The organism is Bradyrhizobium nivariense, assembly GCF_029846695.2.
GTDB lineage: Bacteria > Pseudomonadota > Alphaproteobacteria > Rhizobiales > Xanthobacteraceae > Bradyrhizobium.
This window is the reverse complement of sequence record NZ_JARWCR020000007.1, coordinates 110,017-129,573: the sequence shown is the minus strand read 5'-3', so window position 1 is coordinate 129,573 and position 19,557 is coordinate 110,017. Positions and strand designations below refer to the sequence as shown.

Annotated in this window: 19 protein-coding genes; 12 read left to right on the top strand and 7 right to left on the bottom strand. The window is 64.6% G+C overall.

Features of this window, described 5'->3' with window-relative positions; all coding sequences use genetic code 11:
• Positions 1-24: 24 nt before the first annotated feature.
• From QCM77_RS08640 to QCM77_RS08630, 3 genes are all read left to right on the top strand, one after another.
• Positions 25-405, top strand: a complete 381-nt coding sequence (locus QCM77_RS08640) for a hypothetical protein (RefSeq protein ID WP_279682863.1) — start codon at positions 25-27, stop codon at positions 403-405.
• On the top strand, positions 405-914 hold the full coding sequence (locus tag QCM77_RS08635; protein ID WP_279666903.1) for a hypothetical protein: 510 nt from the start codon (positions 405-407) through the stop codon (positions 912-914). Before QCM77_RS08640 ends, QCM77_RS08635 begins: the two co-directional genes overlap by 1 nt.
• Positions 915-1,114: 200 nt before the next feature.
• Entirely contained in the window at positions 1,115-2,065 is a 951-nt protein-coding gene (locus QCM77_RS08630; RefSeq protein ID WP_279666905.1) for a DUF6492 family protein, read from the top strand.
• A 61-nt stretch (positions 2,066-2,126) separates the two neighbouring features.
• Here the strand turns inward: QCM77_RS08630 and QCM77_RS08625 are convergent, their stop codons facing one another.
• Entirely contained in the window at positions 2,127-3,194 is a 1,068-nt protein-coding gene (locus QCM77_RS08625; protein WP_279666907.1) for an endo-1,4-beta-xylanase, read from the bottom strand.
• Positions 3,195-3,501: 307 nt separating this feature from the next.
• On the opposite strand from QCM77_RS08625, the gene QCM77_RS08620 reads away from it, so the two are divergent.
• Positions 3,502-4,938, top strand: coding sequence for a lipopolysaccharide biosynthesis protein (locus QCM77_RS08620; protein ID WP_279666908.1), 1,437 nt, complete (start codon positions 3,502-3,504; stop codon positions 4,936-4,938).
• Positions 4,939-5,219: 281 nt separating this feature from the next.
• A complete protein-coding gene (locus QCM77_RS08615; RefSeq protein WP_279666909.1) occupies positions 5,220-6,776 on the top strand; it encodes a L,D-transpeptidase in 1,557 nt (518 codons plus the stop codon).
• A 24-nt stretch (positions 6,777-6,800) separates the two neighbouring features.
• Here QCM77_RS08615 and QCM77_RS08610 read toward each other — a convergent pair whose 3' ends face one another.
• The 6 genes from QCM77_RS08610 to QCM77_RS08585 form a co-directional block, all read right to left on the bottom strand.
• Positions 6,801-7,613 carry a class I SAM-dependent methyltransferase gene (locus tag QCM77_RS08610; protein ID WP_279666911.1) on the bottom strand — a complete coding sequence of 271 codons (813 nt, stop codon included), beginning with the start codon at positions 7,611-7,613 and terminating at the stop codon, positions 6,801-6,803.
• Entirely contained in the window at positions 7,600-7,755 is a 156-nt protein-coding gene (locus tag QCM77_RS08605) for a hypothetical protein (RefSeq protein WP_279666912.1), read from the bottom strand. Before QCM77_RS08605 ends, QCM77_RS08610 begins: the two co-directional genes overlap by 14 nt.
• 92 nt (positions 7,756-7,847) lie before the next feature.
• The gene (locus tag QCM77_RS08600; protein ID WP_279666913.1) at positions 7,848-8,357 is read right to left on the bottom strand and encodes a DoxX family protein; all 510 of its coding nucleotides are present in this window, start codon (positions 8,355-8,357) and stop codon (positions 7,848-7,850) included.
• A complete protein-coding gene (locus QCM77_RS08595; RefSeq protein ID WP_279666914.1) occupies positions 8,354-9,136 on the bottom strand; it encodes an HvfC/BufC N-terminal domain-containing protein in 783 nt (260 codons plus the stop codon). The genes QCM77_RS08600 and QCM77_RS08595 overlap by 4 nt, the downstream gene beginning before the upstream one ends.
• Positions 9,126-10,043 (bottom strand): MNIO family bufferin maturase, encoded by a 918-nt coding sequence (bufB, locus tag QCM77_RS08590; RefSeq protein WP_279666915.1) that lies wholly within the window; start codon positions 10,041-10,043, stop codon positions 9,126-9,128. Before bufB ends, QCM77_RS08595 begins: the two co-directional genes overlap by 11 nt.
• Before the next feature lie 58 nt (positions 10,044-10,101).
• Positions 10,102-10,407, bottom strand: coding sequence for a BufA1 family periplasmic bufferin-type metallophore (locus QCM77_RS08585; protein WP_279666916.1), 306 nt, complete (start codon positions 10,405-10,407; stop codon positions 10,102-10,104).
• Between the two features lie 302 nt (positions 10,408-10,709).
• Between QCM77_RS08585 and QCM77_RS08580 the strand changes: the two genes are divergently transcribed.
• From QCM77_RS08580 to QCM77_RS08550, 7 genes are all read left to right on the top strand, one after another.
• Complete coding sequence (locus QCM77_RS08580) at positions 10,710-12,800, top strand: adenylate/guanylate cyclase domain-containing protein (protein WP_279682862.1); 2,091 nt, start codon at positions 10,710-10,712, stop codon at positions 12,798-12,800.
• Between the two features lie 226 nt (positions 12,801-13,026).
• A complete protein-coding gene (locus QCM77_RS08575) occupies positions 13,027-13,869 on the top strand; it encodes a shikimate dehydrogenase (RefSeq protein ID WP_279666918.1) in 843 nt (280 codons plus the stop codon).
• A 25-nt stretch (positions 13,870-13,894) separates the two neighbouring features.
• Positions 13,895-14,740, top strand: a complete 846-nt coding sequence (locus tag QCM77_RS08570; protein WP_279666919.1) for an amidohydrolase family protein — start codon at positions 13,895-13,897, stop codon at positions 14,738-14,740.
• A 26-nt stretch (positions 14,741-14,766) separates the two neighbouring features.
• Entirely contained in the window at positions 14,767-15,921 is a 1,155-nt protein-coding gene (locus QCM77_RS08565; RefSeq protein WP_279666921.1) for an ABC transporter substrate-binding protein, read from the top strand.
• Positions 15,922-16,111: 190 nt separating this feature from the next.
• Positions 16,112-17,152: an IS110 family RNA-guided transposase gene (locus QCM77_RS08560; protein WP_279660230.1), complete on the top strand. Its 1,041-nt coding sequence runs from the start codon at positions 16,112-16,114 to the stop codon at positions 17,150-17,152.
• A gap of 399 nt (positions 17,153-17,551) precedes the next feature.
• Positions 17,552-18,136 (top strand): HutD/Ves family protein, encoded by a 585-nt coding sequence (locus QCM77_RS08555; protein ID WP_279682860.1) that lies wholly within the window; start codon positions 17,552-17,554, stop codon positions 18,134-18,136.
• Between the two features lie 112 nt (positions 18,137-18,248).
• Positions 18,249-19,445, top strand: a complete 1,197-nt coding sequence (locus QCM77_RS08550) for an adenylate/guanylate cyclase domain-containing protein (protein WP_279660232.1) — start codon at positions 18,249-18,251, stop codon at positions 19,443-19,445.
• The last annotated feature ends 112 nt before the right edge of the window (positions 19,446-19,557 follow it).

The following is a 19,557-nucleotide window of genomic DNA, read 5'->3' as shown; positions in this document are numbered from 1 at the left end:
TTCGAACTGGTTCCGGATGAACGCATGAAGGACGGCTTAAACGAGGGCGTGGTTGGCGATACCGCGAAGCTGATGATGCATCGGCTGATCGTGCGGAGACTTCGTCGCGACCCATCCCTGGTGGAAAAGGCCAAGGCAGCTCACGCGCGTCAGGCCGACCAATTCACAGATTGGCCATTCGTACGCGAGTGGCAGGAGCTGCTTGCCCTTCCGACCGGGGAACTCGCGGTGAAACTGATCAGTCGCGATCGCGAGATGGTCAGGTTGCGCAATTCGTCGCCATTCTTTCTCACCGAAGGCGTTCATTTTGGCGATTACGATACGCGGATCCGGCTACGAAGGGCCGCAAGAAGAATCGTTGAACGCGGCTTGAGCACTCAAATTGCTTCTGATCGAGGTCTGTGATGGCTGAGGGCGGCCCAGTACGCGATTTCGAAGATTTGCTTAGAGTCGTCCGAGCCCTGGCCTTCGCATTTGACACGGATACGGTGTACATCGTTGGCAGTCAGGCGATACTGGCTTCCATGTCCGATGCGCCAGAGGCGGCGACGCAATCGCCGGAAATCGATGCCTTTCCAGCAAACGCAAAAGTCTGGGAAATGACGGAGGCCAAGCACACACGTGACGGTGTGCAGCCAATTGCGTCTGAACACATCGACGGCCTTTTTGGATCTGAAAGCCAGTTCCACCGTACGCATGGTTTCTACATCGATGGCGTCGATGAGACGACGGCTAAGCTCCCGAGAGGTTGGCTGAACCGGGCGGTCAGAGTGCAAACTGAAGTCGCGGGACGGACGGTGACCGGCGTGGCGCCTGCGCTGACCTCGTCGTGTTCAAACTCGCCAGGTTGGATGAGAGGGACAAGCGGTTCGTCAGCGCGATCCATGGGACGCGGCCTTTGGACCTGGAGCTGATTGAGCAAAGGATACGTAAAACGAACCTTGATCCCGCCGTAGCTGAGCGAGCGATCGCCTACGTCAGAAGCCTGACGTCCGGAGGCTAGTCTTTTCCTGCGGTCAATCTCTGTTTCGCTTTACCTTGATTCAGAGTGTGAGTTTCCAGCCCATCGACGCGCCGCTATGACTGCGGCCTGATCGCCATACGAGCGCGCGCCATGCATTCTGTTGCCCTGCTGACCGCCAGCTACGCCAAGGATATCGAACGCTTTTCGCTGCTCAGCGAGAGCATCGACACCTGGTTGACGGGCTACACGCGGCATTATGTTCTCGTTAACGATGAGGATTTGCCGCTGTTCGCGCGGTTCGCTTCCGACAAGCGTGTCATCGTTCCGGCCTCGCGGTATTTGCCGAAATGGCTCCGGGCGCTGCCGCCGGCTCTCCAGTTCATCAGCAAACGGCGCGTCTGGCTCTCGCTGCTGTCGTCACCCGTCCACGGCTGGCACATCCAGCAGATCCTCAAGGTCGCCGGCGTCCTCAACGCACCGGAGCAGCGCGTCTGCATCCTGGATTCGGACAATCTGTTCTTCCGCGAATTCGACGTCGGCCAATACGCCGGCGCTGAGAAGACGCCGCTGTTCGTCACCCCGAGGGACATCGGCGCTGACCACCCGTTGCATGGGCTGTGGCTGCGCACGGTCGATCAGCTCCTTGGCATCAAGGACAGGTCCTTCCCCGCGGACGACTATGTCGGCAACGCGCTGGTTTGGGACAAGGACACCGCGCGCGCGATGACCGACGCGATCAAGTCGGCAACGGGATTGAACTGGGTTCTGGCACTATGCCGGAAGAAGAAGTTCTCGGAATATTTGCTCTATGGCCATTTCGTCGCGAGCTCGCCGGCGCATCTGGCGACCCATCGGGTTACAGAAGACAGCATCGCGGTCTCGCATTGGGACGACACGCGCCTCGACCGTCCCGCCATCGAAGCGATGATGCGCGCCGCTTCGCCCGAGCAGGTCGCGCTCTGCATCCAGTCCTATTCGTCGACCTCGATCGACGACATCCGCAATGTGTTCCGCCTCAGCTCGCGCGATCGTCGCGGTCCGAGCCTTTCGCCCGATCACATGGGCGACGAGGCCGAATTCGAGACGCCGAAGACACGCTAGAACATGATCCGGAAAAGCGTGCAGCGGTTTTCCGAAAAGTTCATGCTCAAAATAAAGCCGCTTACACGTCTCTCGTGAATTTGCTGATCACGTCCATGAACGGCTTCGGCTTGAACTCGCCGTCGAGCGGCAGGGGACGGTTCGGCTGCTTGTCGGCGCGGGCAAAAGTGCCGTTGATCCAGCTATAGCGATCCGAGAGGCCCCAGGTCAGGATCGAGCGCACCGGGCCGCTGGTCGAGATCGCGGTCAAGAGATCATCGACGCGCTTGGCGACCATTGCGTCGCGCTCCGCCGGAGTCCCCGTCAGCTTCTGGTCGTCGACATCGAGTTCGGTGACGAGCACCTCAAGGCCCCAGGAGCGCAGCTCGGTGACGAATTCGGCAAGCCCATGGGTGTCGATTTCGAGCTCGGCATGCAGATGCGATTGCAGACCCACGGCGTGCAACGGCACGCCCTGGTCGAGCAGGTCCATGATGAGATTGCGGTACGCCGCGCGCTTCGCAATGAACGTGTCCTTCGCCGACTCGATGTCGTATTCGTTGATCGCGAGCTTGACGAAGGGGTCGGCCGCGGCCGCCGTGCGGAACGCCAGCGGAATCCAGCCGTTGCCCAGGTGCTGCGTCCAGAACGAGTCGCGCCGGTCTTTTGGACTGCGCGGATTGTCCGGGATCGGCTCGTTGACCACGTCCCACGACGTCAGCTTGTCCTTGTAATAGGAGACGACGGTGCCGATGTGGTCGACATAGGCGCGCTCGACGCCCCTGGCGTCCTTGATCTGCTTGGTCCAGTCCGGAATATCGTAATACCAGGCGAGCGCGTGGCCGCGCATCGTCAAATCGTTCTGCCGGGCGAAGTCCAGGATCGCGTCGGCGCGCTCGAACGCAAATGTGTGCGCGTCCGGGCGCAGCATCGGCCATTTCAGCTCGAGCACCGGCACCACCTGCGTGCAATAGGTGCTGATGGCTTCGCCGAGCCTGGGATCAGCTTGCAGATCCCAGAGCGTGGCCGCGGCACCAAATCCCGGACGGCGCTGGGCGAGTTTCGACGCCGGCGCTGCGGACGCCGACGCGCCCGCCGCGAATGCTGCGGCGCTGCCGAGGAGAAATCCGCGTCTGTCCAGCCTGGTCACGGCAGTCCTTGTCGAACCAACGCGCCATCGTACCAAGCGGCGCCTTGCAACGCCGGGGTTTTCCCTCGTTGGGTTAACTTTGCCATCCGCCAATCATGGTTCCTTGCGGTGGTCGCGCCCTCCCGCTCAGGGGAAGGCAAATTTAACGCTAACGCGCGAAAGCGGCCTCAAAGCTGCATTCGCCGCCCGATCTCCAGACTTATGTGACACTCTTGAGGGATGCTGCGGCGCAGTTCGTTCGCCCCGCCATGGTCCCATTGATGAACGGCCGTCACACTCGCAACAATGTTGCCGGTCCCGTGCTCGCATGCTGAACCGCCATTTCTCGATTTATCTCGTCGCCTACATCCTGCCTGCGGCCGTGGGCTTCTTTGCCGTCACGGCCTACACGCGGCTGCTGACGCCGGCGGAGTACGGCGTCTATGTCGTCGGCATCAGCCTGGCCGGCATTCTGGGCGCGATCTTCTTCGCCTGGATCAAGCTGTCGGTGTCGCGCTATCAGGCGATGTCGGCCGAGGTGGATTTTCGCGGCACGGCGATGGTCGCCTTCGCGCTGACGGTCGCGGTTCTCTGCGCCACCACCCCGCTGGTCTTCCTGTTCCGCAGCGATCTCAGCGTCGGGCTGCTGCTCGCCAGCATGTTCGTCGCGATCATGGCGAATGCCGTCGATGTCGGCCAGGAGTTCGAGCGCGCCAAATTGCGCCCATACAGATTCGCGGCGATCTCGATCGTGCGCAGCGTGTCGAGCGTCGGTTTCGGCCTGCTCGGCATCTGGCTCGGCTGGGGTGGATTGGGGCTGCTTGCCGCATTCGGCCTGGGTTCGCTCACCGGGATCATCCTGAACCTCGTCGGTGACCGCACCAGGATCGCGCGCTTCCAGCGCAGCCAGTTCATGCAACTCGCGCGCTACGGCCTGCCGCTGACGCTGGCCGGATTGTCCGTTGCGGTCTACTCCGCCTGCGACCGCCTCATCGTCGCTTATTTGCTCGGCAAGGACGCTGCCGGCATCTTTGGCGTCGCCGCCGATCTGCCGCGCCAGTTCATGGTCATGATCGCCTCCAGCGTCGCCGCGGCGACCGTGCCGCTGGTATTCCGGTCATTGTCGGAGAAAAACACCGAGACGACGCGGGAGCGGCTGACCGAGAGCCTCGAGCTGCTGCTCGTCGTGGTCGCGCCCGTCGCCGTCTGGCTGGCGCTCGCAGCCGACCAGGTCGCCGGCACGCTCGTCGGCGTCGATTTCCGCGCCGGCGTTTCGGCGCTGCTGCCCACCCTGGTGCTCGCCCGCTTCTTTGGCATCGCCAATCAGTTCTACGTGCAGATCAGCTTCCAGCTCGCCGAGCGGCCGTTCATGCTGGCGGCGCAGTCGTTCCTGACGCTGGTCGTCAGCGTGGCATTGATGTTCACGCTGGTCGCCGGCTACGGCCTCTACGGCGCGGCGGTGGCGACGCTCGCGACCGAGGCAATCGGCTTCCTCGTTGCCGTCGTCCTGATGCATCGCGCCCACCCGGTCCCGTTCGACCTCCACCGCCTCGCCGGCGTTGCCGTCTCCGCCGCGGCGATGGCGGCTGCCATTCTCGTTGCTCGATCGCAGGTCAATGGCTCCGGCCCCGTCCCGCTCATCGTCGTGAGCCTCGCCGGCGGGCTCGCTTATGCCGCCGCCGCCTGGTTGCTGAACGTCGCAAATGTCCGGACCCTGTCGCTGCGTTTCCTGCGAACCTTCAACCGCAAGGCGCTGGGCGTCTAGCATGCGTCCGTCGGGGGGCCTCGCCGTCCGACGTCAGGCCCTGGCCGCTGCGTCACCGAACCCGGTCATTCTGCCGCAGCGATAGACCACCAGCTTCGGGCCAGCTTCGGCCGCACGCCGCCCTTCCGCCTGCGCCGACCGTCGTATATGAGAGATTTACCGCCGCAACGTGCCGAATGTCGCCACAGACGGAACGTAAGGCGGCTGCGATTTCTTAATGCAAAGATCGCAATCTGACACGTGATCGACACAAGCGGACCGGCATTTCGACCGAGGATGGCATGAAAAACCTGATGACAACGGCGCATTCCACCATGACGATGCGGCGTTGGGGGCCTCCCGGAATTGTGACGCTGGCCGCGATGGTCGCATTGGCGGCGGCGGCCCCGGCCACCGCGGCCAAGCAGGCGCGCCAGCCGGCCGAAGCGGTGGCGCCACGCGAGGCGGGCGAGCCGATCATGGCGATCGTGTCGATCAAGAGCCAGCAGGTCACCTTCTACGACCCCGACGGCTGGATTTTTCGCGCGCCGGTCTCCACCGGAACCACGGGACGCGAGACGCCGGCCGGCGTCTTCGCCGTCGTCGAAAAGGACAAAGACCACCACTCGACCATGTATGACGATGCCTGGATGCCGAACATGCAGCGCATCACCTGGAACGGCATCGCGCTGCATGGCGGGCCGCTGCCCGGCTATGCCGCTTCGCATGGCTGCGTGCGCATGCCGTTCGGCTTTGCGGAGGGCCTGTTCGACAAGACGAACATCGGGATGCGGGTGATCATCTCGCCGAACGATGCGGCCCCGGTCGATTTCTCCCACCCCGCGCTGTTCATGCCGAAGCGGGAGGCCATTGAGGCGGCGCCGCACCGTATCGACAGGCTCTCCGGCGAGGCGGAGGAGGCCACCCGCGCGGCCGACGAGACCAAGAAGGCGGCGGCAGCGGCGGCGAAAGAGGCCGCCTCGCTCCCCGCTTCGCTGCGCAAGCTGGAACAGCAAAAGGCCCGCGCCGACGCCGAGCTCGCCTTCGCCGACAAACAGCTCGCGGCCGCAAAGACCGATGAGGCCCGGGTCAAGGCCGAGGAGCTGAAGCAGAAGGTGGCCACCAAGGCGGCGGACGCGGCGAGCCAGCTCGACGCCGCCAAGGCCGCCGCGCAGCCGAAGCGCGACGCCGTCGCTGCCACCAAGGAGGCCGCCAAGGCCGCAGCGACCAGGAAGGCCGATGCCGTGAAGACAGCGACCGACGCAAGGCTCGCGCTCGAGCCGGTCTCGGTCTACATCAGCCGCGCGACGCAGAAACTCTACGTGCGGCGGAACACGCACAAGCCGGCACCGGACGGCGGCGGCGAGGTGTTCGACACCAGCATCGAGGTTCCCGTCGCGATCCGCAATCCCGACCAGCCGCTCGGCACGCATGTTTTCACCGCGATGGCGAAAAACGACACCGGCCTGCGCTGGAGCGTGGTCACGATCGAAAATAGCGACGACGCCAAGGACGCGCTCGACCGCATCACCATCCCTCAGGAGGTATGGGATCGCATCGGGCCGACCGCATTGCCGCGCTCGTCGATCATCATCTCGGACGAGCCGCTGAGTGCGGAAACCAACTACCGCACCGAGTTCGTTGCAGTGCTGAGCAACCAGCCCCAGGGCGGTTTCATCACGCGCAAGCCGACCGCGCCTCCCATGGCGATGGCGAGCGATGACAGCTGGGACAATGGCGGTAACGGCTTCGGCTTCTTCTTCCAGCGCGATCCGAACCCGCAGCCCATCAATCCGCGCCGGCGCGGCCAGTATCAATATTATCAGCCGGCGCAGCCGATGCAGCGGGGCTTCTGGTAGGAGGCGGCAGATCGAAGCCCGCAATTACCGCCGCGCCTCGACCACGATCGCCTGGATCTTGCCTTCGATCGATCCGGACCCATGGCGCGTTCGGATCGCCTCGGCAACGATGTCGGTTGCAGCCTGAAGCTTGCTGGCATCCCTTGCCTCGATCTCGCTGCGCAGCGGCGTGCCCTGGCAGAGCGCGATCGCGACGTATTCGGGCGACGGCGCGCGGCTTATTTCAGATCGCGTTTCGATCGATATGTCACGGAAGCCTGCGCGTTCGAGGTCGGTTCTGATGACGGCCTTGTCGTGATAGCCGTGCGGCGTCCGCGCCATGAAACGGGGCGGGTCGTCGGGAAACAGCTTTTCGAGCGCCACAGTTGCTTCATGCGTCAGCACATTGTCCTCGATGCGATCCCAGACGTTGAACACGAACGTGCCATCGCCCTTCAGGACGCGCTTCACTTCCCCGTAAGCCTTGACACGGTCCGGAAAGAACATGGCGCCGAACTGGCAGCAGACCACGTCGAAGGCGGCATCGTCGAAGGGCAGGGCCGACCCGTCGGCCTGGCGCCATGAGATGCGATCGTCGTCTGCCTGACGCTGCGCCGCGACCGCGAGCATCGGCTCGTTGAGGTCGGTCGCGATATAACGGACGTCGCGCGGCAGTGCCGCCGCCACGGCGCGCGTCACTGCGCCCGTGCCTGCCGCGATCTCGAGCAGCACGGCGGGAGACAGGGCCGCGACACGTCTTGCGATGTCGTCGGCGTAAACGGCGAAGATCAGCGGGACGAGATATTCGTCGTAGAGTTTTGGGATCGAGCCGGCGAAAACCTTGTCAGTGTTGGACATGCTTGCCTCGCTCCTCCAGCGTCATCGGCTCGTAGCGACTGCCGTTGAAGATGCTGAGCCGGCTTTCGACGCCGCTTGAACCGGCGTAGCAGCCGTAGCTCAGGGAGCGGACCGCCGCACGTGCGGGATCGGCGGACGTCAATGAGAATATCCGACCGGTGCCGCAATACAATTTCTATTTGGTGCTGGCCCGCGCTTCTCCTCGTCGCGGCAGGGTATAAAGGCCGACCGCCCCTATCGTTCGGGCGAAAGCGTCCGGCCGACCAGATGGTCGAGCGAGACGCGTCCCGGCCCGTAGGCCATGATGCCGAGCGCCATCGCCGCCCAGGTGATGTGGATCGGCCAGCCGTCAGGCACAGTCAGCTCTACGATGACAGTCATGAACAGCAGTCCGAGCGCGGCGAACCGTGTGCCGAGGCCGAGGATCAGCAGAATCGGAAACGTGATCTCGCCGCACCCGGACAGGAAAGCCATCACCGTCGGCGCGGGATAATGATAGGGGCCGCCCGGCAGATGCAGCATAAATTCGTCGGTGAACAGCGTCACCGCGGTGTCGTTCAGCTTGAGGAAGCCGCCCCATTTCAGAATGCCGGAGCGCCAGAACGGCACAGCCAGCGCGACGCGCAGCACGAGCTGGACGATCGACGGCGATGCGATGGTTTGCACCAGATCATTGGCTCTCTCGATGAGCAGCCTGACGGTCGGCAGGTTTCCGCCTGCTGACAGGCGTTGATCCGCGATCATTGTGGGTCTCCAAAGGCAATTGAGGTGAATGCGCCGGCCTCGATCAGGCCGGAAATATTCGAGGCGATGTCGAAATCGGGCGAGGTTTCCAGCGCTGACGCAGCGGCCTCGCCGAGCGGCCGGCCCGACATCAGACTGGTCGCGAAGACCCCGCCGCCCGGTGGAAGGTGCCGGACGGTGACGTCGAATTCTGCGCGCGTGATCAGTGCGTCTTCCGGCGTGGATGCGTCGATGCGTTCGAAGGGCGCCGTATCGCGGTTGGCGGCAAAGATGGTCACCGCCGAGAATTGCGACCGCACGACGCGCGCCGCCGGGTGAGGGGTGAAAACGAGATCGCCCAGGCGGTCCGGCGCCACTGCCGAAAGCCGTGCCGGCGCGAGCGGCGCGGCGTCGCGTGCGTGATAGGCATCGAGCCAGGCCCGCTCGATGCGGGCGACGTCGGCGAGCCAGGGCAGCGGCCGCGCATGTTCGTAGGCCTCGATGAAAGTCGGAAAGTCGCGGCCATAGTCGAACAGCAGCGGTGAGATCGGCGGCGTCTGGCGAACATGGAAGCGCGCCATGGCGCGGAAGAAGTCGGGGCCGGTGATGCGCTGTACCGCCGGATAGATCGCGGCGAGCGCGTCGATCAGGCTGACAGTGACGTTGTTGCGGTAGACGGCGTAGCGTTTTCCGCCCGCCTTGCCGTTAGGCCCGGTCACCGCCGCAGGCACACCGCGCGCTGGATCAAGCAGTGCCGGTGCGAAGGTCGCGGCAAAGGACAGATCCTGCTCACGCGGCATGACGGTCTCCCGTCGGCGCGGGCTGATCGCAGCGATCGAGGATCGTCTGCGCGGCGGCGGCTTCCGCCTGCAGGACCGGCCAGTCCGGAACGTTGCTGTCCCACTCGATCAGCGTCGGCACGGCGCCGTGGCGCCGGACGACGATCTCGTAGAGCTTCCACACGGCGTCCGCGACCGGGCCGTCATGGCTGTCGATCAGCAGCAGATCGCCTTCGTCGTCGGTCTGCTCGGCGTGGCCGGCGAGGTGGATTTCCCCGACGCGGGACAGAGGAAAGTTCACGAGGTAGTCCAGCGCCGAGAAACCGTGATTGGTCGCGGACACGAACACGTTGTTGATGTCGAGCAGCAGGCCGCAGCCGGTACGCTCGACGATGCCGCGAATAAAATCAGTCTCGCTCATCGAGGACTCGCGGAAAGCGAGGTAAGTCGACGGGTTCTCCAGCAGCAATGGACGGCGGATCGCGTCCTGCACCTGGTCGATGTGGTCGCAGACGCACGCCAGTGTTGCTTCGGTATAGGGCAGCGGCAGGAGATCGTTGAAGAAGCTGGTCTCATGCGTCGACCAGGCGAGATGTTCGGAGACGAGCGCGGGCTGATAGCGTGCGACGAGGCTGCGGAAGCGTGCGAGATGCGCCTTGTCGAGCGGCTGAGGCCCGCCGATCGACATGCAGACGCCGTGCAGCGACAGCGGATGGTCGCGGCGGATCTCCTCCAGTGCGCGATGCGGCGGCCCGCCTGCGCCCATGTAGTTCTCGGCGTGAACCTCGAAGAAGCCGGCTTGCGGGCCGGCCTCCAGTATGGCCGGAAGATGCTCTGGCTTGAAGCTGGTTCCGGCAACGCCGCCGATCGGACGTGAAAAGCGTAGCGGCACGGCCGGCACGGCGGCTGGCTTGATAGCCGTGATCATGGTGCTTCTCCGCTTCTCCGCTTTCGATCTGTCGACGGGGTGTGTCGGTCGGCCGGCGTCAGACCGGCTTGAGCGAGCCCTTCTTGCCGCCCGGCAGGTCGATGCTGGTGCAAGTTCCGCCCTGGACGAATTTCCAGGCGTTGCCCTGGAAGTCGGTGGTCGAGGTGCCCTGGCAGGTCGTGCCCGGTCCGGCGGCGCAATCGTTCTGGCCCTTAAGTGCGACGCCGAAGCACTTTTCCTTCTTGGCGGCGACGGCGGCATCGGCCTCCGCCTTGGTCAGCGGGGCGGCGGCGGCGAGCGTTGCGAGCGCAGTTGACATGGCGCCGGCGAGAACGAGCGTGGTGACGGCGAGTTTGGCAGACATCGGCTTCTCCTTTTGAGATGGCATCGCTTTGCAAGCGAAAAGCGCATAGTCCTGTTCGCCTCGCTCACGTTCCGCGTTACATTCGAGCCGCTCACGAGTCCGTGAGACCGTTGGGTGAGCGCACACAGGCCCTGCACCAATTTGCGGGCAGGTGGCCGGCCAAATCCAATGCCTTGGCGCTATCGAGACGTTAGCGGCAGAGCATTGGCGGGTGCTGACCGGGTCTGCCAGACGTAACGAACGGCGGTGCACCACGTAGAGCGATGTCAGGAACCACGCGCGGCCCGAGGGCGGAAGCAGCGATGAATGTCGATCCCGGACGGCAGTTTCACGCGATCGCCAGGCTGACGGTCAGCATTCGCCTCGCTGTCTCGGCGCTGGTCCTGACCGCCATCCTGCTGACGGCCGCCCTCTCCAGCCTGTTGTGGTGGCGCACGGCGGAGGCGACCAGCCGGCAGCTCGCCTCGACCATCAACGAGCAGATCGTCGCTGCCGTCCGCAAGGAGGTCGCCGCGATCGTCGACGAGGCGCGCGCCGCGCACACCGCGATCCGCACGCTGTTCCTCCAGAACGTGCTCGACACCCGCGAGGCCGACAAGCGTGAATTCGTGTTCCTGTCGCAACTGCAATCGCAGGCGACGATCTCCTGGGTCGCCTTCGGCTGGCCCGACGGGTCCTTCTTCGCCGCGCACAAGCTCGGCGACCGCCGCCTGGAAATGATGGAGATATCGCTGACCGATCATGCCGGCCAGCGCCGCGTCGACGAATATGACGTTGTTCCCGGCGATATCGAATTCGCCAATCGCCGCTTCGAGCCGACTGAGTTCCGCGTCGCTGATCAAGCCTGGTTCAAGGCCGGGCTCACCGCCGAGGAGCCGCAATGGTTCAGGGTGCTGGACCATCCGACCGGCGAGCGGCCGTCGATTACCTTTGCGGGCCCAATCGACGTCTATCAGGAACGGCAGGGCGTCCTGGCCGTGGTCATCGAATATACGAGGCTCGCGCGCTTTCTGTCGCAGCTCGAGGTCGGGCGCACGGGAACGGCGTTCATCGTCGATCACAGCGGCGAGCTCGTCGCCGCGCCGGACAAGAATGCCGACGAGCTGCACCCTGCGCGCGGTGACACCGCGCTGCTCCCGCTGGCACGCGTCGCGCTGGAAAAGGCAGGCGAGGCTGGCCGCAAGGAGGCCTGGCGGAGCCGGCTCACGTCAGGTGGCGCGGCCTATGAGGTCGCGCTGACGCCGCTGCCGTTTCCCGGCTGGTCGCTCGCGACCGTGATCCCGGAGGCGGAATTTCTCGGTCCGGTCGAGACGACGCTGCGGCGGCTGATCCTCGGCCTTGCCGTCGGCGCTGTGCTCGCGGCGCTGGCATCGGCGATGCTGGCGCGCTCCGTCATTGCCGCGCCGCTGTCGCGCGTCGTCGGCGAGCTCCGTCATGTCGAAGCCTTCGCGCTGGAGCAGGTCCGCCGCCATCCGTCGCGCCTCAAGGAGATCGCAAGCCTGTCCGGCGCGATCGCCGAAATGGCGGCCGGCCTGTCGGCGTTTCGCAAGTTCATCCCGGCCGATCTGGTTCGCTCGCTGTTGCGGCAGGGCGTCGATGCAAAGCCCGGCGGCAGCATCCAGGAGCTCAGCGTGATGTTCATTGACATCGCCGGCTTCACCGGACTGTCCGAGCGGCTGGGCGACCGCGTCGTGCCGCTGCTGTCGCGCTATCTGGACATCGCCTCGGAGGTCATCGTTGCCAATGGCGGGACCATCGACAAGTTCATCGGCGACGCCGTCATGGCGTTCTGGGGCGCCCCGCAGCCACAGGCCGATCACGCGCTGCGCTGCTGCAGCGCGGCGCTCGGCTGTAGCAGGGCGATGCGGGAGTCCGGTCTTGCCGACGATCTCGGCCAGCCGCTCCAGATCCGGATCGGCATCAATTCGGGCCGCATGCTGGTCGGCAATATCGGCTCCGAGTTGCGCCTGAACTATACCGTGATCGGCGATGCCGTGAACGTCGCAAGCCGCCTCGAGGGCGCCAACAAGTCCTATGGCACCCAGATCCTGATCGGGGAGGCCACCGAACGCCTGGCGCGCGGCACCATCGTCACGCGCGAGATCGACAGCATCGCCGTGTACGGACGTGAGGAGGGCTTCCCGGTTCATGAATTGATCGGTCTTGCCGGGGAGAGTGGTGGTGAGGTGCTCGATTGGATCGGCCGCTACGAACAGGGCCTCGCCAACTATCGCGCACGCCGATTTGACGCAGCGCTCGCCGATTTCGAAGCCGTGCTTAGCGAGCGTGGCCATGATCGCCCGGCCGAGCTCATGCGCGACCGTTGCCGGCAGCTTGCTGCGGCCGCGCCCGACGCTTCGTGGCGCCCGATCGCGGCGCTGACGACGAAGTAGTCGTGAAGCGAGAAGGGCGGCCTGCACGATGCGGGCCGTCGTGCGCGCGTCCTTCCGGGTCCTGTTCCGCTCCGTCCGCTCCGAGATTCAGATTGCACGAGATAGCCATTCCGCCTAATAGAATTGTACAATCGACCAAATAACATGGTCGGGCACCGAAAGGTACGGTGGAGACCTACCCGCCGGCGCGCGAATTCAATGCGCGAGGCGGTCCGAGGGTGGAAGCATGCCGCAGGCGGATGGTTTTGGTTTGGCAGGCGTGATCGGCATGCCGGTCGCGCATTCGCGCTCGCCCGTCATTCACAATTACTGGCTGAAGGCCCACGGCATCCGCGGCGCCTATGTGCCGCTCGCGGTCAAGCCGGAGCGGCTGGAAGATGCGCTCCGTGGACTTGTCGCGCTCGGCTTTCGCGGCTGCAACGTCACCATGCCGCACAAGCAGACGGCAATGCCGCTGCTCGACCGTGTCAACGAGACCGCGAAGCGTATCGGCGCCGTCAACACCATCGTGGTCGAACAAGACGGCACGCTCTCCGGCTTCAACAATGATGGCAACGGCTTTGTCCAGAGCCTGCGCGATGCCAAGCCCGACTGGCGCGGCGACGCCGGGCCGATCCTGCTATTGGGCGCCGGCGGCGCATCGCGCGCGGTGGTGGTGGCGCTGCTCGAAAACGGTGCGCGCGAAATCCGCATCGCCAATCGTACTCCTGAGAAGGCGCAGGCCCTTGCAAACGACTTCGGCGCCGCCGTCAGCACCGTCGCGTGGGATGCACGCGGCGCGGCGCTCGCGGATGCCGCCCTCCTCGTCAACTGCACCGATCGCGGCATGGTCGGCAAGAGCGCGCTCGAGATCGACCTGTCGCGCTTGAGGCCCGAAACGCTCGCCGCCGATCTCATCTATACGCCGCTGGAGACGCCGTTCCTGGCTGATGCCCGCGCGCGGGGCTGCACCACGGTGAACGGGCTCGGCCTCCTGCTCAACCAGGCCCGGCTCGCCTTCAAGGCCTGGTTCGGAATCATGCCTGATGTGACGCCCGAGCTGATCAAGGCGATCGAGGCGACGTTCTGACACGGACATTGGGGAGTTCTGCGCCATGACACTGCCGGCGTCCCCCAGGATCGACTGCCACGTCCACGCCATCGATCCCGTTCGCTTTCCCTACGGGGCTGACACGCCATACCGTCCGAGCGGGCAGGAGATCGCGCCAGCGGCACAGCTTATCCGCGTGTTCGACGCCTTCGATGTCAGGCGCGCGCTGGTCGTCGCCACCAATACCGGTTACGGCAGCGACAGCCGCATCCTGCTCGACACGCTGAAGCAGGGCGGCGGCCGCTTTCGGGGTGTCGCCGTGGTCGAGAACGACGTCGACATCAGCGAGCTCGAACGCTTGAAAGCCGCCGGCGTGATCGGCGTCGCCTTCAACGTGCCGTTCCACGGCGCCGGTTATTATCGCCATTCGGCGCCGCTATTGGAGAAGCTGACGAGCCTTGGCCTGTTCCTCCAGATTCAGGTCGAGCAGGATCAGTTGCTCGAGCTGCTGCCGCTGATTGATAAATCAAATGTGCGCCTGGTGTTCGACCATTGCGGTCGTCCCCCGGTCGCGCAGGGCGTGAGGGGCAAAGCCTTCCGGGCGCTGCTGGCGATCGGCCGCGCGCGCGATGCGCATATCAAACTCTCCGGCTATTACAAGTTCTCGCAGCAGCCGCATCCCTACGAGGACACCTGGCCGTTCATCGCCGCGCTGGTCGAAGCCTTCACGCTCGATCGCTGCGTCTGGGGCTCGGACTATCCGTTCCTGCGCGCAGCCGAACGGCTCGACTACGGGCCGCTGCTCGCAGTGCTGACAAAACTGTTCCCGGATCCGGACGACCAGCACCGCCTGCTCTGGCAAACGCCGGCAAAGCTGCTCGGCTTTGGCGGCGCGGCAGATCGAGCATAACAAGACAGCAAAGGGGAGGAGACATCATGAGGCACCTTGCAGGGACGGTCGTCATGGCGATCGCGGCAGCGCTAGGCGCAAGCGGTGCGCAGGCGCAGAGCACGGTCTACCTGCCCGATGTCATCGAGCTCTCCGGCCCCGGCGCGGTGTCGGGCACCAACTGGCGCGACGGCGTCGCGCTCGCCGTCGATGAGATCAACAATGCCGGCGGCATCTTGGGCCGCAAGATCGCGACCGAGCATCTCGACACCCAGAGCAACCCCGGTGTCTCGCGTGCGCAGGTGCAGAAGGTTTTGGACAGGGATCCCTATGTCGTGCTCGGGCCGATCTATTCCGGCTCGGTCAAGGTCAACATGGCGCTGACGCAAGCCGCCGAGATCCCGCAGATCGTCGGCGCCGAGGCCGCCGACATCACCACGCAGGGAAACCCCTGGGTGTTCCGCACCGCCTTCGGCCAGCAATTCTCGATGCCGAAGATCGCCAACTATCTGCACGACAGGCTCAAGGTGAAGACGGTTGCGCTGGTCTGGGTCAACAACGATTTCGGCAAGGGCGGCCACGACAATTTTGCGAAGGAGATGAAGGCCCGCAACATCGAGATCGCGGCCGACATCTCCACCGAGCAGGGCCAGGTCGATTTCGGCTCCGACGTGATCAAGCTCAAGGGCGCCAAGGCCGACGCCATCTTTGTCTACACCAACGAGGAGGAGAGCGCCCGCTTCCTGATCGAGGCGAAGCGGCAGGGGCTCGCGACGCCGCTGTTCGGCGAGACCACGCTGCTCAGCCAGAAGGTGGTCGAGCTCGCCGGCCCCGCCGCCAACGGCGTGCGCGGCCATGTCGGCCTTTCCGCCGATGCGCCGGTGCCGGCGATCGAGGACTTCGCCAGGAAGTTCAGCGGGCGCTACAAGTACCGGCCCGACCACAACGGCATCAAGGGCTACACCGCCGTCTATCTCGTCAAATACGTCACCGAGAAAATCGGCAAGTTCGACAGCAAGGCGTTTGGCGCCGCGATGAAGGGCCTGACGCTGACGCCCGACAAGGCGCCTGGCATGCTGATGGAAGCGAGCTGGGACCAGAACGGCGACATCGATCGCGCCAGCTTCCTCGCCGAGATCGTCGACGGCAAGCAGAAGATCGTCGAGACGCTGCCGAAGCTGAAGGGCGGCAAGGGCGAGTGAGGGACCCGTAGGCACCCCGTAGATGGGGTAACGGGCCCCCCTCGGCCTTCCAGCCAAGCCGCGCTAGCTACGGCGCGATGTGTTGGCGCGCGTCGCGCGGCTTGGCTGGAAGGTTGGCGGTCGTCCCTCACATTGATGGTGTAACGGAGTCGAGGCCAGGCCTTGCTCCAAGCATCGAGGAGAGACGACCATGGACCATTATGCCGGAATCGATGTGTCATTGGAATGCTCCAGCGTGTGCATTGTTGATGCGACCGGGAAGATTGTTCGGGAGGCCAAGCCGGCAAGCGAGCCGGAGGCGCTGATCGCCTGGTTCCGATCGCTTGGATTCGAGCTTTCCAGGATCGGGCTCGAGGCAGGACCGCTGTCACAATGGCTTTACGCGGCGATGAAGAAGGCCGACCTTGCGGTCGAGCTTCTGGAGACGCGCCACGTGAGCGACGCCTTCAAGGCAATGCCAGTGAAGTCAGATCGCAACGACGCCCGCAACATCGCACAGTTGATGCGGCTCGGCTGGTTCCGGCCGGTGCATTGCAAATCGATGAGTGCCCAAGAGACCCGCGCCATGCTAACCGCGCGCAAGCTGATCCAGAGCAAGCTACAGGACGTCGAGAACAGCTTGCGGGGGATCTTGCGAGGCTTCGGCTTGAAGGTCGGCAAGACGACGAAGCGCGGCTTTGCAGCACGGATCAACGAACTGGTGACCGGCCATCCGGCCCTCGAGGCCATCGCCGCGGCGACGCTTGCGGTTCACACAGTGCTACTGCGCGAGTTCAATGGCTTTGAGAAGCGGATGCGGGCGATGTCCCTGCTGGATGCCAAAGCCAAGCTATTGATGTCGACCCCGGCCGTGGGACCGATCATCTCGCTGACCTATGCCAGCGCCATCGATGACCCCTGCCGCTTCACCTCGTCGAAGCGGGCGGGGCCACTCTTCGGATTGACGCCGAAGAAGCATCAGTCAGGCGAGACGGATTACTCCGGCCGGATCAGCAAGAACGGCGACGCCTCCGTGCGCGAGGCGCTCTATGAGGCCGCCCACATCATCCTGACCAAGCCGATCAAGGGCTGTGCGCAGCTCAAGAGCTGGGCGATGCGGATCGCCAAGCGTGCCGGCATGAACAAGGCCAAGGTGGCGCTGGCGCGCAAGCTGGCCGTGATCATGCTTCGCATGCTCAAGGACAACGTACCCTTCAACTCGACCGCCAAGGCAAACGCCGCCGCAGTCTAAACAGGAGCGAACAGGTTTTCGGGCGGGTCACCACACCAACCTTCCCGAAGCGAAGTCCCTTCGCCGGGACGATGGATCAGGTCAGGTCGTCATCCGGGTTGTCGACGCATCCCACGATGCGATCACGCTTCCGTAGATTGGCCGACCTGCTCCTCTCTAGAACCCCATCAGGTGACGGCCACCGCGCCGATCCCGTACAGAAGCAGGTTCCCGGCGAGAGGATGACGCAAAAAGGGATTGACTAACCAAGGCCCGTTACAGAAGCCCGGATGAGCGAAGCGATATCCGGGAGGTGGCCCCGCATGTCGCTCCGCAAAACCGGTTGGCAAAGTCGGCCCATCGCGCGCATGGTGTGCTGATGACATCAGCCCACCTGCGTTTCCCGGACGGCTCCAGAACATGAAAACCACGCTGCTGAAATCCGACGACTACGCCCGCTCGCCCTGGAAGAACGGCGGCGGCATTTTCACCGATATCACGGATGCCCATCGCGCTGACGCCCCAGTGAAGGATTGGGACAGCCTGCTGTGGCGCTTTGCTTCCACGCCGATCGTGGCGCCCGGTCCCTTCTCGTATATGCCCGGCATCGACCGGCTGCAGATGGTCGTCGGCGGACGCGGCCTGGTGCTGAAGGCGCCCACGCAGGAATTCGACGAGCGCGAGCCGTTCACGACGGTGCGCTTCACCGGCGAGCTCGAGATCGTCACCGAGCTCGAGGAAGGCCCGGTCGAGGTCGTGAATTTGATGGGCCGGCGCGGTACGGCGGAGATCGACCTGCTGGCGCTCAGGGAGCCCGGTGAGCGGCGATTGTCCGCCGGCACGCATCTGGTCTATGCGGCGCGCGGCGACTGCAGCATCCGTCTCGACGGCGCGGATTTTGCGATTTCGCACGAAAACACGTTGAAGGTCGAACTGACCGGGGCGTCGACGCTTGCGCTCGTCTCGGGGCTGGCCGTGCTGGGGTCTATCCAGATCGTCGGCTGAACAGCGTTCCTGCCCACCAGAGCGATGCGCACAATCCATGCAACTGGCTAGGTTGACGCCGTCGCGCCAGAACACGATATGTCGGTGACGCAAACCGCCGTCGAGGCAGACAATGAACGCGCCGCCAAACCATGCTTCCGTCCACTCCGACAGCGACAGCGTCGTCGACTGGTTGACCAACGGCACGCGCGACGAGCGCTTCATCGACAACATTTTTGCCGAGATGTGCATCCGCCTCCAGCAGGCCGGCATTCCGCTGGCGCGGTCGACGCTGCACGTGCTGATCCACCACCCGCAATGGCTCGGGGCCCGCTTCATATGGTCCGACGGCATGCGCGAGGCGGAGATTGCGCGGGTCGACTATGACGTCCGCGAGCGGTCCGAATTCATCGGCAGTCCCGCCAACGAAATGTTCGACGGCGCGACCGAGGTGCGCGAGAATCTCGAACGGGAACCCGCGCTCGGCCGCAAGCACGCCCTCTACGACGAGATGCGCGCGAAAGGCCTGACCGACTATGTGGCCTGGCCGCTCTATCACACGCTCGGCAAGCGCCATCTCGTCACCTTCGCGACCGACCGGCCCGGCGGGTTCGACGACACCCATGTCGCGGCCCTCAAGAACATATTGCCGGTGCTGGCGCTGGTCAGCGAGATCCGCATCAAGAACCGCCTGGCGCGGACGCTGCTCGAGACCTATGTCGGCTCCCATGCCGGCGAGCTCATCCTGGCCGGCGCCACGCGGCGCGGCACCGGCACGACGGTGCGCGCCGCGATCATGATCTGCGATCTGCGCGAGTTCACCAAAATTTCCGACAATTGGCCGCGCGACGACGTCATCGATCTGCTCAACGACTATTTCGACGCGATGTCGGAGCCGATCGCGCGGCACGGCGGCGAGATCCTCAAATTCATCGGTGACGGGCTGCTCGCCATCTTCCCGCTGAGCGAGCCCAACGCCTGCGCAAACCTGCTGCATGCCGTGACCGAAGCCCGTCAGGCCATGATCGCGTTGAACGCGCGCAACAACGGGACCGGCCGCGCGCCGCTGAACTACGGCATCGGCGTCCATGTCGGCGACGTCATGTACGGCAATATCGGATCGTCCACCCGGCTCGACTTCACCGTCATCGGTCCCGCCGTCAACATGGCCTCGCGCCTCGAAGCTTTGACCAAGCAATTGGGAAAGACGGTGCTGCTGTCACGCGCGTTTGCGGATCTCGTCGGCCGCCAATTCGATCTGGAGCGCGTTGGTGAGCACGGGGTGCGCGGCTTCAGCGAGCCGATCGAACTGTTTGCGTATCACGGCTGAGGCGGGATGCCCGCGGTCACGCAAGCCTCCCCGATCGCAGGAAGCCGATATTCGACGATCACTGTTTGATCCGGTCCAGCTTCGACGGCCGGCTCCACCGGAGACGCCGCGT